Origin of the sequence: Thermotomaculum hydrothermale, assembly GCF_016592575.1 — a bacterium.
GTDB lineage: Bacteria > Acidobacteriota > Holophagae > Thermotomaculales > Thermotomaculaceae > Thermotomaculum > Thermotomaculum hydrothermale.
Window position 1 is genome coordinate 374,269 of sequence record NZ_AP017470.1, and the last position, 18,189, is coordinate 392,457.

An 18,189-nucleotide genomic window follows, 5' to 3' on the forward strand; every position below is an offset into this window, starting at 1 on the left:
AATCTTTTTAACTCCTTTATTTTTTTAGAGTATAAAACCCTTTCAAAATAAAGGCTTACTGGTATAATAGATTTACAGGTGAACTATGGATAAAAATGTAGAGAATAAAGAGAAAAAAATTCCGGCATATCTCAGGTATTGGGGGTTAAAGAAAAATCCCTTTGCACTTGCCCCAGATCCTGACATGATGTATATGAGCAGGCAGCATCAGGAATGCTTATTGCGCCTTAAATTTACTGTTGTATCTGGCAAGGGAGGAGCTCTCTTAATCTCTGAAAATGCAGGGGATGGGAAAACAACACTGTTGAAAAAGTTTATGGAAACCATAAAAGAGGATGTTGGAACCGAGGTTAAAATAGCCTTTTTAGACCATCCAACATTATCTGTAAATGAAATGCTTGCTGAAATTGCAAGGCAGTTTGGAGTTGAGGGAATTGATGTTACAAATAAGATAAGTATTTTAAACTCAATGAAACAAAAATTGAAAGAATTAAAAGATAACGGATACAAAAATGTTGTTATTATTGACGAAGGACAGATGCTTGCCAACAACCCTGAAATGCTTCAGGAGTTAAGGATTTTAATGAACCTTGTTCACGAGGGAGAGTTTCTTTTAAGCTTTATACTATCAGGCCAGAAGCCGCTTGAGCCTGCAATTAGGAATATGCCTGAATTCTGGCAAAGGCTTCCTGTAAGGTTTTTTTTGAGAAACCTTGATTACTCTGACACAAAAAGGCTAATTCAACACAGGATTAAAATGGCTGGTGGAGATGCAAGTAAAATATTTTCCGAAACCGCTTACAAGGGGATTTACAACTTTTCTGAAGGTACCCCAAGGGTAATTCTTTCTATTGCAGACCTTGCCCTTGTTATAGGCCATTCAATGTATTCTAAAAAGATTGATTTTGCGGAAATATCCCAGGCGGCAGGGGACATGAATAAGGGGGGAGAAAGTTATCACTACTTCAAATATCTTGACGATGAAACTGTGGATAAGCTTGAAGAGGAAAAAATAAAATGCCCATTCTGCAACACTTTTATTGATAAAGATTTAGTTTACTGTCCCAATTGCAATTCTCTTGTTAATAAAGATGAAAACCAGAAAATGTACAAGTGTGATAGTTGTGGAATGTTAAACCTTGAAGGCCAGATGTTTTGCTCTTTTTGTGGTAATCTTCTTTTAAAAATGTGTCCTCAATGCGGATTTCACAACCCTGTGGGAAGAAAATCCTGTGAAGGGTGTGGCTATATATTTGGTGATAATGGCGGGACAAAGAATATGCTAAAACAGTTTAAAAACAGTATAATTACAAACTTTTCTAAATATACAGATGTATCAGAAGTAAAGCATATGTTTTCAAACGAAGAGCCTTTAATGCTTGTTAAGCCTAAATTAACTTTTAAAGGCTTTTCTCCAAATTTTAAATACATTGATGGAGGAACAAAGCAAATAAAAAACTTTCACTGTTCTTTTATTCTTACAACCGGTGGGATTTCCTTTTTGGGGAAAAAAGATTCTTTTTACATTCCATTTCACCAGATTGAAAAGATAGAAACAACAGTTGAGAAAAAGCCAAGGTTTATTGTAAGAATCAGAAATTCAGAGAAACGGATATTATTTACTCTGCCGTTTAGAGACTCTCAAAAATCGCAGTTAATAATTATCTTGAATAAATACTTATCGGGATTAAAGGAGGTTTTATGACAAAGTATGTTTATTATTTTACTAAGGGCGGAGCGGAAGGCAACGCAAAAATGAAGGATTTATTAGGCGGTAAGGGAGCCAACCTTGCTGAAATGTGCAATATAGGGATTCCTGTACCCCCAGGGTTTACCATAACAACAGAAGCCTGCGTTTACTATTACAAAAATGGGGGGAAATACCCTGAAGGGCTTGAAGAACAGGTAAGGGAAAACCAAAAAAGGCTTGAGGAAGAGACTGGGAAAAAGTTTGGTGACCCTGAAAATCCTCTATTAGTATCTGTCCGTTCAGGGGCAAGGGTTTCAATGCCCGGGATGATGGATACAATACTCAATTTAGGATTAACAGATGAAGCTGTTAAAGGTCTTGCGAAGGTTTCAGGAAATGAAAGATTTGCATACGACTCTTACAGAAGGTTTATTCAAATGTTTGGTAATGTTGCAATGAAAATCGATTCCTCTCATTTTGAGCATGAGCTTGAAAAGATGAAAAAGGAAAAGGGTGTTGAAAACGACACTGATTTAGATGCTGAAGATTTAAAAAAACTTGTGGAAAGGTTTAAGGCAATCTATAAAGAGCAGACAGGAAAGGATTTTCCTCAAAATCCGGAAGAGCAACTCTGGATTGCAATAAACGCTGTTTTTGAATCCTGGGATAATGAAAGGGCAAAAATTTACAGAAGGATAAACGGAATTCCAGACGATTGGGGAACTGCGGTAAATGTTCAATCAATGGTATTTGGTAATTTAGGGGAAGATTCAGCAACAGGTGTTGCCTTTACAAGAGACCCAGCGACCGGAGAAAAGAGGTTTTTCGGAGAATACCTTATTAATGCGCAGGGAGAAGATGTTGTTGCAGGTATTAGAACTCCCCATCCAATAACAAAAGAGCAGGCAAAAGACAGTGGATTAACCTCTCTTGAAGAGGAAATGCCTGAAGTTTTCAAGCAGCTTGTTGAGGTTTACCAGAAGCTTGAAAAGCATTACAGGGATATGCAGGATTTAGAGTTTACAATTGAAAGAGGGAAACTATATCTTTTACAGACAAGAAACGGTAAGAGAACAGGCTTTGCTTCAATAAGAATTGCAGTTGATATGGTTGACGAAGGCTTGATTACGAAGGATGAAGCAATAATGAGAATTGACCCGGCAGCTGTTACTCAATTGCTTGCCCCTGTTTTTGATAGGGAAGACAAAGAGAAGGCTTTGAAGGAAGGAAGACTCTTAACAAAAGGATTAAACGCAGGACCTGGGGCAGCAAGCGGTAGGATTGCCCTTTCCGCTGAAAAAGCTGTTGAAATGGCTAAAGATGGCGAGGTAATACTTGTTAGGATTGAAACATCTCCTGAAGACCTTGCAGGGATGGATGCTGCTGAAGGTATTTTAACAGCAAGGGGCGGAATGACCTCTCACGCTGCTGTTGTTGCAAGGGGGATGGGTAAACCATGTGTTGTTGGTGCTGGTGAGCTTGAAATAGATTACTCTAAAAAAACAGTTTCAGTTAAGGGAAAAACCTTAAAAGAGGGAGATTACATTTCAATAGACGGAACAACTGGAGAGGTTATTGAAGGCAAATTAAAAACAATGCCCTCTGAGGTAATTCAAATACTAATCCACGGCAAAGGAAAGGTTGAAGATTCTGTAATCTGCTCAAATTATGTAAAGATAATATCCTGGGCTGAGGAATTCAAGAAGTTGGGTGTAAGAACAAACGCAGACACTCCACACGACTCTGCAGTTGCAAGAAGTTTGGGGGCAAAGGGTATAGGGCTTTGCAGAACAGAGCATATGTTCTTTGAAGAAGACAGAATTAAGGCTGTAAGGGAGATGATTGTTGCAAAGACAACGGAGGAAAGGGAGAAGGCTCTTGCCAAAATACTTCCAATGCAAAGAAGCGACTTTGAGGGAATCTTTGAGGCAATGGACGGACTCCCTGTTACAGTAAGGCTTTTAGACCCTCCTTTACACGAATTCTTGCCTAAAGAAGACGATGACATCAGGGAACTTGCAAAGGAATTAGGAGTAACTTTTGAGGAGTTAAAGTCAAGGGTTGAGTCTTTACATGAAATGAACCCAATGCTTGGACACAGGGGTTGCCGTCTTGGAATTACCTATCCTGAAATCTACAAAATGCAGGTCAGGGCAATAATTGAAGCAGCAATAAACAATAAAAAGAAAGGCTTGAACCCGCTTCCTGAAATAATGATTCCACTTATTGGTTTTAAATCTGAACTTGAATACCTTAAAAATATTTTAACTGAAGAGATAGAAAAGGTATTTGAAGAAAAGGGAGAGAGAATAGATTACCTTATGGGAACAATGATTGAGGTGCCAAGGGCTGCAATTACAGCAGACCAGATTGCAGAGATTGCTCAATTTTTCTCATTTGGAACTAACGATTTAACCCAGATGGGACTTGGCTTTTCAAGGGACGATGCTGGGGAGTTTATCAGGATTTACATGGAGAAAAAAAATTCTTCCTCACGACCCATTCCAGAGTATAGATGTTGACGGTGTCGGTCAACTGGTAAGGATTGCCTGCGAAAAGGGAAGAAAGACAAACCCGAATTTGAAATTAGGTATATGCGGAGAGCACGGCGGAGACCCGAAATCTGTTGAATTCTGCCATAAGGTTGGGCTTAACTATGTAAGTTGTTCACCTTATAGAGTGCCTGTTGCAATAGTTGCTGCGGCACAGGCTGCTTTGAAAGAGAAAAAGTAAATTAGTATTGGTGAAAGCCCCGCTTTAAAGGCGGGGTTTTCTTTTTTGAGGTGATATGATTTTAGTCGATACCATTTACAAGCTTGAAAAGGCAAAAGAGAAAATCCTTAATGCCAATGTTTTAGGTGTTGATATAGAAACCTTTGACTACAAAAAAAAGGACTTTGGGACAATAAGGCTTGTTCAGGTTGCGGTTGATGATGAGGTTTATGTGTTTGATTTATTGAAGGTGCCATTACCTGATTATTTAAAAGAGGTTTTTGAATCTAAAGAAAAAACAAAGGTTTTTCACTTTGGCTTTTTTGATATGTCTCATTTGATAAAAAAGTATGGTTGCCGTTTTGAAAACACCTTTTGCACCTTAAACGGCACAAAGGTTTTAAGTTGCGGTCTTAATGTAAAGTATAGTTTAAAAAATGTTGCAAAAATGTTTTTAGGAGAAGAAATTGATAAAACAGAGCAACAAAGTGATTGGGGCGGAGAGTTAACAGAGTCTCAAATTGCCTATGCTTCAAAGGATGCTTCAATACTTTTAAGGCTATACAGGGTGCAATCAGAGTATATTGAGAAAAAAAAGTTAAGAAAAATAGTTAACCTTGAAAACGCTATTCAAAGGATAGATGCCTTCAATTTTTCAGAGAGGTTTTTCCCAGAAAGTGAAAGGGTTGAAAAAGCACTGAAGGAGATAGAAGAAAACTATTTCAGAGGATTAAATTTTAAAGAGATTGAAAAGGCAAAGAGAATTCCGCAGGTGTTAAAGGAAAAGAGGGAAGAGTACCTTTTTCTAACTAAATTAAAAGAAAAAGGATTTTACCCTCAATTCAGGTCAAGGTGGAATACAAACGGTTTTTTTTACCAGAGAAATTACAGTGAAGGGATAAAAGACTACTTTGAGGGGGTGAAAATAGTAAAATTTTTTAACCTTGAATTGCCTGCTATCCATGCTAATGCAAGGGATTTTAAAAGTGTAGAGCTTTATTCAAGTGAAGATTTTTTCAATACGAGAGATTTTTTGCTTTTAAAGGCGATAGGATTGAGGGACACTGATTTAATGGCTGAATACTCCCATCTTGTAAACGACTTCAGGGATAAAATCCCGGGAATTATAAGGTGGCACAAAAAAATGTTTTCTTTACTTGCGGAGAGAAAGCCTGTTAGGGTAGCAAGCGGAAAGATAATACATACCAAAAATTACCTCATAGAATATAAAGAAGGAAGAGACAAAGAGATTAGGGATAGAGAGGGTTTTATCTCTTTTCTCGTTGACGCAACTGTTTCAGATTTTATAAAAGGGTTTGTGGCATTGCTGGAAAAATCGGGGGCAAGGGTTTTGCAGGTTGATTCAAGGAAAAATTGTGTTGAGGTTTTGAATTGTGATAATAAAACTATTGAAAATGCTATTCAGAAGGCTTCAAATTTGTTTTTCAAAGAAAAACTATTTCCCCACTTTTACTCTATTGAATAAAACGGAGTTTTGGTTTTGGTGAGTTTTAAACCATTTTTTTATTTTTGTTGATAATTGATATTGTTAAGTTATACTTTTTTATGGATTGTTTTTTAGGGAGATTTTTATGAATTGTCTCTGTTTTGATACTTCAGGTGAAAAAGGATGTGTTGCAGTAATAAAAGACGGGAAAATTGCAGGGAGTATAGTGCTTTCCAAAATTTACGGGCACAATGAAACCTTGCTTCCATCAGCAAAGATACTTGTTGACAAATTAAATATTAAACCTGAAGAAATAAATATTGTTGGATTTGTTAGAGGCCCTGGTTCTTTTACAGGCTTGAGAATAGGTATTGCAACCGCCTATGGAATAAATGCGGCAAATCCGAATATTGAGTTGAAAGGCTATACCTCGTTATTCCTTCATGCAAGACAGTTTTTAAAACAGGGCAAAGACACACTTGTTTTGCTTGATGCAAGAAAAAAGCAGGTTTATGCTGCATTGTTTAAAAGTAACGGAGAAAAATTCGGGTATAAGAATATTTATCCGAATGAAATTGAAAGACTTGTTTTAGAAGCAGGGGTTGAAGATATCGTAATAACCGGTAACGGCTATTTAAAGTATAAAGAAGTGATTGATGAAAGTTTAAAAATTCAATTTAGCTATGAACAATCTCAGGAATGCCTTGCAATACCCCTTGCAGAGGAGATATTAAATCCGTTAAATTTTGAAAAACCTTCAATTGAGCCATTGTATATCAGGAAATCAGATGCAGAAGTCAATAGAGATAAGAAAAGAAAATAGCATTTCGCAGCAGCAATTGAAGGAAATTATGGAGATTGAAAGGGCAAGTTTCAAATGCCCCTGGTCTGAATCAATGTTTTTGTCATATGGCCAGAAGTTTATCCTTGCTTATTATCAAAACAAGATAGTAGGCTATATCTGTTTTTCCACAGTTCTTGACGAATGCCATATTTTAAATGTTGCTGTGCACCCTGATTTTAGAAAAAATGGTATTGCTCAAAAAATGATTGACGCACTTTTTGAAGAGAGAGAAAAATCAGGGATAAAATTCTATTACCTTGAAGTGAGAGTAAACAATATCCCAGCAATTAACTTTTACAAAAAAAATGGATTTAAAGAATTAGGATTAAGAAAAAAATACTATCAGGACGGCACTGATGCTTTTGTTATGGTGAGATAGATGTGGTGGATTTTTCTATTTTTTATTTTCGGCATAATTTCTGGGCTATTTTCCCAAAATGAAAAACTATTAACAATTTCTGAAAAGGCTGTAAACATAGTTGTTTATTTTCTACTTTTTTTGTTAGGCGTTAGTACGGGAACAAATAAAAAATTAATATCAGATTTTCCATCAATTGGTTTTGAAGCTTTGCTTATTGCCGTTTTTTCATTAACAGGGTGTTTTGTTTTTTCTTCTCTATGGGAAAGATTTGTTTGCAACAGAAACGATATAAAAAATGAAGTAAATGGTAATAACAAAGAAAATAAAATCTCTATTACAGGAAGCCTCTATGTTGCGTTTTCTTTTGTTTTAGGGATTTTTTCAGGTTTTTTTCTGAATTCTGATTTAGATTTTTTAAAGAAAAATGATTTAATAACTCCCACATTGTACATTTTGCTTTTCTTTGTTGGTTTTTCAATAGGTTCAGACAGGAATGTTTTAAAAAATATTAAAAAAATAGGGAAAAAAGCACTTCTTTTCCCTTTAATAACTGTTGTCGGCACTTTAATCGGAAGTCTGGGGATAGTTTTATTTAAAACTAATTTTTCTTATTTTGATGCAATGGCTGTTGGCTCTGGCTTTGGATACTATTCTCTCTCAAGTGTTATTATTGCTGGATTAAAAGGTGATAGGTTGGCAACAGTTGCCCTTGTGGCAAATATTATAAGAGAAGTTTTTACCATCCTTTTTGCACCTATAATTTATTCACTATTTGGGAGGTTTGCATTAATTTCAAGCGGTGGTGCAACCTCAATGGATACCACTTTGCCTGTGATAATAAGATATTCCGGCAAAGAATTTGCCATTATTTCTGTTTACCATGGTATTGTTTTAAGTGTTCTTGTTCCCTTTTTAGTTACTTTTTTCTGTAAAATTTGATTTTTTCAGAAACAATTTTATTTTTTTTAAGTATAATTATCTGAAAAAGAAAAAACGGAGGGGGCGTGAGCAGGAGTAAATTTTTATGTGTTTTCTCTTTATTTTTTTTATTTGCTATTAACTCATTTTCATTTGATTTTAAAATTCCCTTTGTTGAAAAGGCAAATATTAAAATTGATGGGAAATTAAATGAGCGTGAGTGGGAGAATGCTTATACAGTCAATGACTTAACCCAGCAGGAGCCTGTCCCCGGAGGAAAAACCCCTTATAAAACAGTTGTAAAAGCATTTTGCGATAAAAATAACCTTTATTTTGCTTTTGTTTGCTATCAGCCAGAAAATACAATCACCATCCATACTATGCTAAGAGACGGAAATATGAGGGGAGACGACTATGTGGCTTTAATCCTGGATACTTTTGGCGACGGTAAAACAGGATTTATGTTTCAGGTAAATGCAGCAGGTACAAGGAGAGACGGGCTTATATCAGACCCTGAATATATTTCAACAGATTGGGATGGAATCTGGACGGCAAAGAGCAAGATTTATAAAAATAAATGGATTGTTGAAATAAAAATTCCTGCGGTAACTTTGCAGTTTAGAAAACACCATCCATTTTTCAATGTTGAATTTTATTGTTTTGTAGCAAAAGATATAATTACCTTCAGGTGGGTTGGAACAACCCTTGATGCTCAACCATACGATGTTAAACTTACCGCCACAATGAAAGGTGTTGATAGATTATCTCAGGGTAAGGGGATTTCCTTTTCTCCCTATGCAGTTACAAAGATAAACAAAAATTATGAAAATGGGAAACATTCAACATTGCAGGGAGAGGCGGGCTTTGACTTAAGATGGAATATAACCCCCGGTATTTTTGCAATGTTAACAGTGAACACTGATTTTGCTGAAACCGAAGTGGATACTCAACAGATAAACTTAACAAGATTCCCTCTATTTTTTCCTGAAAAGAGAGAGTTTTTTCTTGAAGGCTCAAATTTGTTTGATTTCGGCGTAGGATTAGGTCATGATTTTATCCCCTTTTATTCAAGGAGAATAGGGCTTTACGAAGGGAATGAGGTGCCTATTGATTACGGAGTAAAGGTTTTAGGCAGACAGGGCAAAGTAAGTGTTGCTGGTTTGTATGTTAAAACAAGGGATTCTTACAATTTGCCGGGTACCGATTTCTTTGTATCAAGACTTGCTTATGATATTACCGATAATTTCAAGGTAGGAGCTCTTTTAACTGATGGAGACCCTGACGGGGTAAGTGATAACACCTTCACAGGTGTTGATGCGGTCTGGCGAACTTCCAATTTCCTTCACAAAAAGAAAAATTTTCTTATAGGAGGATGGTGGGGGGATTCCTCTGGAGATACCACAGGAGACGACACCGACGGATACGGGTTTAAGATTGATTACCCCAACGATTTAATTGACGCAAACATTAGCTATAAAAAATTCGGTAAAGATTTAAACCCTGCATTAGGTTTCCTTCCAAGGCCAGGGACAAAGCAGTTAAGCGGGGGAATTGCTATTCAGCCAAGACCAAAGGGGAGGCTTGGCGAATTTGTAAGGCAGTTTTTCTTTGAATTTTTCGGAATGCAGGTTAGAAATGTAAAAGGCTACATTGAAAGCTGGAGAATTTTTACTGCTCCCATAAATCTGGTTACCCCTGCTGGTTACCACTTTGAGTTCAACTATGCCCCTCAATACGAATATTTAACTGATGATTTTGAGATTGCCGAAGGGGTTGTTATCCCGGCAGGAGGTTATCGGTTTAACAGGGAAAGGATTGAAATAAACATGCCACGCTCAAAATCACTTCAATTTGGTGGAAGAGTCTGGTTTGGTGATTTTTACAATGGAAGGTTGAACCAGTGGGAAACATACATGCAGTGGAGCAATACAGACGGTTCAATTCAACTTACAGTTGAAGCGGAAAATGATTACGGTTATTTGCCTGAGGGAAACTTTATTGAGAGATTGTGGCAGGTGAAACTAATTTATGCCTTCAACCCTGATTTTGTTATTTCAAGTTACACCCAGTACAATTATTCAAGTGGTGAAATTGGAATGAATAACAGGATAAGGTATACAATTGAGCCAGGAAAAGACATTTTCTTTGTATGGAATTACAACTGGCAGAGGTTTGACGGGGAGTCTCTTTTTAATTCAAGGCTTACCGGGAATCAGATTGCTGTAAAAATACGCTGGACATGGAGAAAATAAAAAAAGGGGCTTATAAAAGCCCCTATTCTTTTTCCTATTAAGAAATAATTTATTTAATCTATCCCTAAAAGCTTTTTACTCTTTTCAAGTGATTTTTCAAGTACAGTTTTGTGAAGGGAATTTCCGTGGGAATCCATTGTTACCACAACAGGGAAGTCTTTTACCTCAATTACCCAGAAAGCCTCTGGTGTTCCAAACTCTTCAAGCATGAAAACTTCTTTTACCTTAACAACTCTTTTGGCAAGCAATGTTCCCAGTCCCCCAACTGCGTGAAAGTAAACTGCGCCAACTTCCTGCAAGCCTTTTAAAGTCTTTTCTCCCATTCCGCCTTTACCAATAACACCTCTCACCTGATACTCTCTAATAACATCTGCCTGATAAGGTTCTTCCCTTGATGAGGTGGTTGGGCCTGCTGCAACAAATTCCCATTCTCCGTTTTCGTTCTTCTTTACAACAGGGCCGCAGTGATAAATTACGCTATCTTTAAGGTATGGCCTTATAAAGTCAGGCTTTTTTTCAACCATAAGTTTGTGAGCCTGGTCCCTTGCAGTTACCATTGTGCCGCTTAAAAGAACCTCGTCGCCTATTTTAAGTTTTCTTATCTCTTCTTCCGAAACAGGAAGGTTTATTTTAATCGTCATATTCCACCTCGCCGTTTGACATAATTCTCATGGTTTTTCTTCTAAATGCCCAGCACATATATGAAACTGAAACATAATATGTTGCAGGGTGTCTATGTTGAGCATCCACAAAAACATCTAAAACAGTTGTTTTCCCGCCAAACCCCATTGGGCCTATTCCCAATTCGTTTAACTCTTTTTCAAGCCTGTCTTCAAATTCTGCAAGGACAGGATTCTCATTATTTGAGCCCATTTTTCTAAAGAAGGTTTTCTTTGAAAGAAGGTAAGAAACCCCTCTGTCTCCGCCAATTCCAACGCCTATTGTTCCAGGTGCACATCCAAAGCCCTGTGCCTTTGTTACGGCATCAATAATAACCTTTCTAACACCCTCTAAATCCCTTCCAGCCTTTAACTCTGCATTTGGAAGTTTATACTGGGCGCCAACATTTTCGCTTCCGCCGCCTTTAAGCATAAGTTTAAACTCAATATAGTCTTTGTCCCAGCAATGATAGGTTATGTAAGGTGCATTTTTACCAACATTGTTGCCTGAATTCTTCCCTGTAACAGGGTCAACAGCATTTGGCCTTAAATAATTCTTTTCAGTTGCCTCAATTGTTGCCTTTTTAATCTCTTCAGTAATTTCCCATTCCTTCATTCCGTATGGGTAATTTACATAAAAAATAACATGCCCCGTATCCTGGCAAATAGGGGTTGAATTTTCCCTTGCAAGCTTAACATTTTCAAGGATAACATTGAACACACTTTTCTCAGTTGAGCCTTCATCAGCCTCTTCATAAGCCCTTTTTAGCCTTTCCTCAACATCAGGGGGCAAATCCGTTGACGCTCTCCTTATCAATTCCAGAATATGATTCTTTAATTCCATACTCCCACTCCCTCTATTTTTTCGGTTGATAACCTAAAACAATTCGCACTGATAAATAAATTATATAACATTTTTATCCTTTGATGACAAAAGAGAGTTTTTAAATTCATAGGGAATTAAAAAATGTTTTACAAAAAATCTCAATGATTAAGTAAATTTTAGAAATTGTATGAAAATTTTATAATAAATAGGAATGGATGTGTTTTTTTTGTCTTCTTATTTGTGAGAAAATTTGAAAAAAGTTAATTTCCAAAAGGATTGGAATTGTTGCTGATTATTGTGAACAGTGAAAAAGAAAGGGGAATAAAAAATATTTTTCTGCCAACTTTTTTATTGTTTCCTTCGTCTTATAATTTGATTTAAGTTAACTTTTAGATGTATAATGTAAAAAAATTATACTGGAATGTTGTGGGAAAAGGTGACAAAGTACTATCCTGAATCGGATTACTTGACCTGGACTGTTGAGTTAGTCCATTACTAATAATTTTTAAAGGGGGGAAGATGGTTAAAAATGTATTAATTTTTTTGATTTCTCTTTCTGTTTGCTTTAACTCCTTTTCAATGGTGGCAAATCCCTTTTTGAAACAGGTTAAGCAGCCTGATGGGAAAGTTGTTAAGGTTCATTATGTGGGAAATGAGTGGAAGCATTACCTGATTGATGAAAGCGGGAATATTCTTGAGAGGGATAAAAAGGGTTTCTGGGTGAAAAGGGGAAGTTATAGAGATGTATTAAGTAAAAAGCCATCTTCCCCCCGTGTTTTTAATGATTTTAAAAATCAAAAGGAAGGTAAGGGCCTGTCAGAGTTTATTTATAAAAGGATGTACAACGATTTTTTGAAAAAGGGCTATTCTTTTGAAAGTTCTAATTTCAAGGGAAATACAAAGGGAAGTTTTAACCATCCTGTTCTCGTAATCCTTGTTGAGTTTTCAAATTTCAGCCATGTTGCAACAACTCCGTCTGACTGGGCAAATAGTTTTTTTTCAGATAAGGGGAAAACGGTTAAAAACTATTATAAAGAGGTGTCTTACGGAAAGGTAAATATTGTCCCTGTATCAGATTCATTTGGGGAAAGCGACGGGGTTGTTGGCTGGATTACACTTCCTTACAACCATCCGGATACGGGAAACAGTATAACACTTGATAATTTAAGGATTGCGTCAGACGCAATAAAAAAGGCAGACAAATATGTTGATTTTTCAAAGTACGATAAAAACTGGGATGGGGTTATTTCTGTTAATGAGTTGTCTATTTTTATAGTTGTTGCAGGCTATGAGTGTTCTTACTCTCCCCAGTACCACCCCTCAATATGGGGGCATAAGGCTGCACTATATCCTGAATACGGCTATCCTGGTGTTCTTTGTGATGGGGTTTTAGTCGGGGAGTACAGTGATAACCGGGCAAAGACAGGCGGATACATGGAGATAGGAGAGTGGCAGCAGTCTAATGAAAATGACGGGCATAAGGCAACAATAGGTATTATGTGCCACGAACTTGCCCACGATATGTTCGGGATAATTGATTTGTACGATACAGATTATTCAAGCCAGGGAATAGGTTGTTTTGGCCTTATGGGTGCAGGCTCCTGGGGAATGGCTAAAGACGACAGTTTTCCGGGGGAGACACCTGTTCACTTTTGTGCTTGGTCTAAGATTTTTTGCGGCTTTCTATCCCCGCAAACAGTTTTTTACGGGGATGTAACTGTCAACTCAATTGAGGATAATCAAGATATTAAAAAGATTTTAACTCCTGAAAGTGGCGAGTACTTCCTTGTCTCCAACAGGCAGCAGAAGGGCTTTGACAGGGGGCTTTACGCCTTTTTCGGTGAAGATGGAGGCGGTCTTGCAGTTTGGCACATAATAGATAAGGCATACAACAACAATCTGGACTTTTACAGAAAGGTTGACCTGATTTCTGCAAGAAGGTGCGGGGATATGTTAAGCTGGTATGATTTAGGAAAGAGAGAAGATTTGTTTTTTGAGGGAAACAATACAAGTTTAACTCCTGACACAATTCCCTCTTCAAATATTTCAAACGGGGTTGATAGCAGGGTAAAACTTACAGATATATCTAATTCCTCAGATGAAATGAGTTTTAAACTCTCTTACACTTCCCCTGTTTTTTCAACCTTAAACTATAAAGCAAACTCATGGTCAGGGGTAGATGATTATAGTTACCTTGCAATTGATAGAGAGAGAGGCCTTGTTTTTGCCTTAAATATGGAAAACGGGGTACAGATCTACAGGATTAATGAAGATAAGTTTATCCCTGTTTCAAAGATTGACTCAATTGGTCTTTTTGTCAGGTGCAGGTATAAAGACGGTTATTTGTATGTAATAGATGCCAAAGGAAGGGCATTAATTTATAATATTTCAGATGAGAATAATCCATACCTTGTTTCTCAAATAGACTATGGCCACCAGAGTATGGATTTGATTATCAGGGATAATTACCTTTACATTTCTGTTGGGGATGGGTTTTTAATAGTTGATATTTCAGATAAATCAAACCCCTCTATTGTTTACGAGAATTATAGTTTAACTGCTGTTTTAGATATTGCCTTAAAGGGGGATGCCCTTTATGTTACCTCTTATTCAGGCAGATTTATTCAAAATCCTGAAAGGGGGGTTTTGGTTTTTAATGTTCAGGATAAGGGAAATCCACATTTTGTTACAAGGCTTGATACAGGGGATGATACAAGATGCGCAATTGTTTATGGAAACTATCTTTTTGCAGGGGAAGGCCCTGATTACCTGTACGATATAAGCAATCCTTTAAATCCTGTTTTTGTTAAAAGGTTGAAAATTCACGGCACTTTCTGGAGAATTTTCGGGCAAGACCTTTTAGTTTCAACTTATGGGGATGTAAATGGAACTCTTCGCTGCTATGACCTTTCAACAATCCCAGATGTCCCTCTTAAGTGGAGTGTCTTTCAAAAGACAGGTTGTTTTGCTGAATTTAATAGTTATTTAATATACGAGAATTCTTATAACAACTCTTTAGACCTTTGCCTTTTGAAGGATTTTGAGTGGCGCAAGGTAATGGTTGATAAAACTGTTTTAGGGGATTACTCTTTTTTGCGGTCAACAATTAAGAGAGACGGAGATACATTTTTCAGAAACGATACAAAAAAAACCTATGGTGTTAAGGTTAACGGGGATTCTTTTTCAGATGTAAAAGAAATTCCATTTGAGCAGTTTTTTGTAAAGAATGGAATTTTTTATAGTTTTGAATACAGTGATGGCGGTTACTTTTTTAAGGTTTTTGAGGGAAATGAGGATTTAACAAAATTTGAATATTTAGGCAAGGGGCAAACTGATTTTAATTTTAGGGTACTGGACAGCCTGTGTGCAAAATACAACAATCTCTTGTTTGTGCCAGGTGTTAATAAGGATGAAAACGGGGATTATTACTATGGTGTGGATGTGTTTGATGTTTACAACCTGTCAAATCCAGTAAAATTATCAACTATTAGTTTTGAAAAAAACAAGTATATTTCAGGGATAGCCTATAAAAACAATTTTCTTTACATAGTAACTGAAGAGGTTAAACCAAACAACACTCCTGACACATTATACCTCTATACTATTTCAATGGATGATTTAAACAATCCTGTTGTAATTGACACAATAGAGTTGAATAGAAAGGATGGCTATTTAAACTTTTTCCCTGTTTACTTTGACTTTGTTAAGGGAAAACTCCTTTTAGCAAGATGTGATGCAGCAATAGATGTGTTTAAACAGAATTCAGACGGGACATTAATTAGAGAAAACGAGATAGATTTGTCAAATTATTCTTTTAACGGAATTTACAACTTTGATATTGACGGGGATTATGCCTATATTGGTTGTGATGTGAGTATTTTAAAGGCTGACATATCTGATTTAAACAATTTTAAAATAGTAAAACAACTTCCCTTACCTTATTCAGATTTTATTGAGATTTTAAACAGGGATTACATTGTGTCAATTATACAGTCGTGGGGAGAATTTTTCCTTATTGATAGAAACGCCTGGGAGTCAGATTTACCTGTCCTTGATAGAGTTTATGCAGACTATTTTATTTCAGATTACTGTATTGACGGGGGTAATGTCTTTTATGTTACAAGCAAAAGTGTCGTTAAACTAAAGATTAACGGGGATTCTATAGATGAGGAAAAGAGGGCTTCAATATTGCCATTCAACGACATTAGTATGGTGCATTCAAGGTCAACCTTGGGACAGGATTCAAACAATGTTTATGTGCTTACGAGAGGTGGGCAAAATTGGATGTTTTCCGTGTTTAGAAAAAGCGATTTAAGCCTTGTTTCACAAAAGCCTGTTCCTGAAAATTCTCTTATTGAAGAGAGTGAAATTTTTGGAAGAGACCTCTATGTTGTCGTCAAAGAGGATGGTGGATATTATCTAAAACACTATCAGGCGGATTATTCTTACGATTTAAGTTTAAAAGGGAGTGTAAAATTAAACGATAGAAGGGATGACTTTTTTATTTCCATGGTTAAAAAGGGGAATTACATTGTTTTAAACAACTTTTTTGAGGATTTGTATGTTGTAAAAACACTTAATAATGGGAATTTAAGCCTTGTTAACACCTATAAGAGAGAGGGATTTGGATTTTTAAGGGTAAGGGGAGATTACCTGCTATTGTGTGGTTACGGGATTAAGTTGTTTTCTTTTAACGAAGGTGAATTAAACAAGGTTGACTGCATATTTGATAATTTTTCAGCAGACGATGCATACTTTGACGGGAATACTCTTGTTACAGTGTTTAAAAATATTATGAGGTTTTACAACTTTGACGGGGGAAGGTTTTATCCTGCTGGAAGCGTAAAGTTAAACGATTCTGTTGATACAAATTATGTTGAAAAGGTTGGAGATAAATTCCTGCTATTTGATTTAGTCCACGCAACAAGGATATGGGTTGTTAAAGAGTGTGATAAGCCTGTAATCTCTTCCTTTAATTCAGATAAATCAAGGGGGGCTGTTCCTTTAATAGTAAACTTTGAGGCAAACCTTGAGTCATATCCTGAAAATTCTGTTTTTCAGTGGGATTTTGACGGAGATGGAGAAATTGATTTGCAAACTCAAACACCTGTTGCAGATTATACCTATTTAAAAGAGGGGCATTATTCTCCGTGTCTTATAGTTAAAACTCCTGACGGAAATGAGATAAAATCAGAGAAACTTGCAATTACCGTGTATTCAGACAAGCCTCTCACAATCCCTCTAAATTTTGGAAACTGGTATAACAAAATTAAACTAGTTTTAATCAACAACGAAGATTCTGCAATTAACCTTAATGTTGCTTTAAAGGATGGAAGTGGAAATGAAATAGAAAGCAGGTCTGTTGAAGTTGGGGGAATGGGAAGGTGTGACCTTGATTTTACTGCAACAGATGGCTTTATTGAGATTACAGGTGAGGGAAATTACTCTGCTTATGTTTACCTTGAAGGGGAAAACAAAAAGAGTTCAGCCGTTGCTGACAGGTGTTTAGGTTCAACTTTAATAATTCCCCACATTGCAGAGGAAAGCAATTTTTGGGATTCAATTGTTGCATTTTCATCGTTTAAGAAAGAGGATTTTAGGATTGAGACCAGTTGTTCTAAAAAGGATTTCAACGGCTTTTCAAATGTAATGAATGTTGAGGATTTGTTAAGCGGTGATTGTGCCGACTATCAAAAGGGGTGGGGAAAGTTAAATCTCTTTGGCAACAATCCTTTAAGTGATGAGGAAAACGGTGCTGGCTTTGAGTTTTTTGTAAAAAACAATAGTGACGGTGCTGGATTTTCTCTAAACTCTGAAGGGAATAATACTCTTATTATCCCCCACATCCCTGATGAAAGGGATATATTCTGGACAGGCATTGTAATTGATAACCTTTCTAACAGGGATAATGAAATCCTGTTCCACTTTTACTATAAAAACGGTATGCCATTAGACATTGATTACTCTTACACCTTAAAGCCTTATGAAAAACTTAAAAGGACAATTGCAGGTTTATTCCCTGATTTGCCTGAAGGCGTTGTTTCCTGCGTTGTTGAAGGGGAATTGCCTTTGACAGGGTGTGAAATTTACGGTACTTTTGATGCCGGCATTGCTGGATTTCCCCTTGATTTTTCTAAATCAACAGAAGGTGCAATGCCTGTTGTTAAAGGGGATAACCTCTGGAATGGGATTGCCGTTTTCAATTCATTGAATAAAGGGATAAGTCTAACCTTGAAACTTTATTCAAAAGATGGAACATTGAAGGATGAGAGGGCTATTGAGTTGCTTCCCTATGAACACAGGCAATTTGTTTTAAGTGATATTTTTCAGATTGAAAAGGGTGATACTCTGCGCTTTTCATCTGATTTGCCTGTTTCATTTATTGAGGTGCAGGGGGATAAGGGTTACAAGACAATGAATGCGTTGAGGGTGAAGTAAAAATTTCAGGTTTTGAATATTTGTTGTAAGGGTTTTTATAAA

At 36.6% G+C, this 18,189-nt stretch carries 9 protein-coding genes and 1 pseudogene; 8 read left to right on the forward strand and 2 right to left on the reverse strand.

Translation table 11 applies throughout. The features are described from left to right. The first annotated feature begins 85 nt into the window (after positions 1-85). From TTHT_RS01720 to TTHT_RS01750, 7 genes and pseudogenes are all read left to right on the forward strand, one after another. Entirely contained in the window at positions 86-1,705 is a 1,620-nt protein-coding gene (locus tag TTHT_RS01720) for an AAA family ATPase (protein ID WP_201328317.1), read from the forward strand. Beyond that, positions 1,702-4,423, forward strand: a pseudogene (gene ppdK / locus TTHT_RS01725) (pyruvate, phosphate dikinase). The gene TTHT_RS01720 and the pseudogene ppdK overlap by 4 nt, the downstream one beginning before the upstream one ends. A 55-nt stretch (positions 4,424-4,478) precedes the next feature. Next, positions 4,479-5,888 carry a 3'-5' exonuclease family protein gene (locus tag TTHT_RS01730; RefSeq protein WP_201328318.1) on the forward strand — a complete coding sequence of 470 codons (1,410 nt, stop codon included), beginning with the start codon at positions 4,479-4,481 and terminating at the stop codon, positions 5,886-5,888. A 106-nt stretch (positions 5,889-5,994) separates the two neighbouring features. After that, complete coding sequence (tsaB, locus tag TTHT_RS01735) at positions 5,995-6,672, forward strand: tRNA (adenosine(37)-N6)-threonylcarbamoyltransferase complex dimerization subunit type 1 TsaB (protein ID WP_201328319.1); 678 nt, start codon at positions 5,995-5,997, stop codon at positions 6,670-6,672. Further along, positions 6,638-7,072, forward strand: a complete 435-nt coding sequence (rimI, locus tag TTHT_RS01740; protein ID WP_201328320.1) for a ribosomal protein S18-alanine N-acetyltransferase — start codon at positions 6,638-6,640, stop codon at positions 7,070-7,072. Before tsaB ends, rimI begins: the two co-directional genes overlap by 35 nt. After that, positions 7,073-7,993 carry a lysine exporter LysO family protein gene (locus TTHT_RS01745; protein WP_201328321.1) on the forward strand — a complete coding sequence of 307 codons (921 nt, stop codon included), beginning with the start codon at positions 7,073-7,075 and terminating at the stop codon, positions 7,991-7,993. Between the two features lie 65 nt (positions 7,994-8,058). After that, positions 8,059-10,224: a carbohydrate binding family 9 domain-containing protein gene (locus TTHT_RS01750; protein ID WP_201328322.1), complete on the forward strand. Its 2,166-nt coding sequence runs from the start codon at positions 8,059-8,061 to the stop codon at positions 10,222-10,224. 53 nt (positions 10,225-10,277) lie between these two features. Here the strand turns inward: TTHT_RS01750 and TTHT_RS01755 are convergent, their stop codons facing one another. After that, positions 10,278-10,865, reverse strand: a complete 588-nt coding sequence (locus tag TTHT_RS01755; RefSeq protein ID WP_201328323.1) for a FumA C-terminus/TtdB family hydratase beta subunit — start codon at positions 10,863-10,865, stop codon at positions 10,278-10,280. Beyond that, on the reverse strand, positions 10,855-11,727 hold the full coding sequence (locus TTHT_RS01760) for a fumarate hydratase (protein ID WP_201328324.1): 873 nt from the start codon (positions 11,725-11,727) through the stop codon (positions 10,855-10,857). Before TTHT_RS01760 ends, TTHT_RS01755 begins: the two co-directional genes overlap by 11 nt. A 501-nt stretch (positions 11,728-12,228) precedes the next feature. Here TTHT_RS01760 and TTHT_RS01765 point away from each other — a divergent pair. Next, positions 12,229-18,147: a M6 family metalloprotease domain-containing protein gene (locus TTHT_RS01765; protein WP_201328325.1), complete on the forward strand. Its 5,919-nt coding sequence runs from the start codon at positions 12,229-12,231 to the stop codon at positions 18,145-18,147. Positions 18,148-18,189 lie beyond the last annotated feature (42 nt).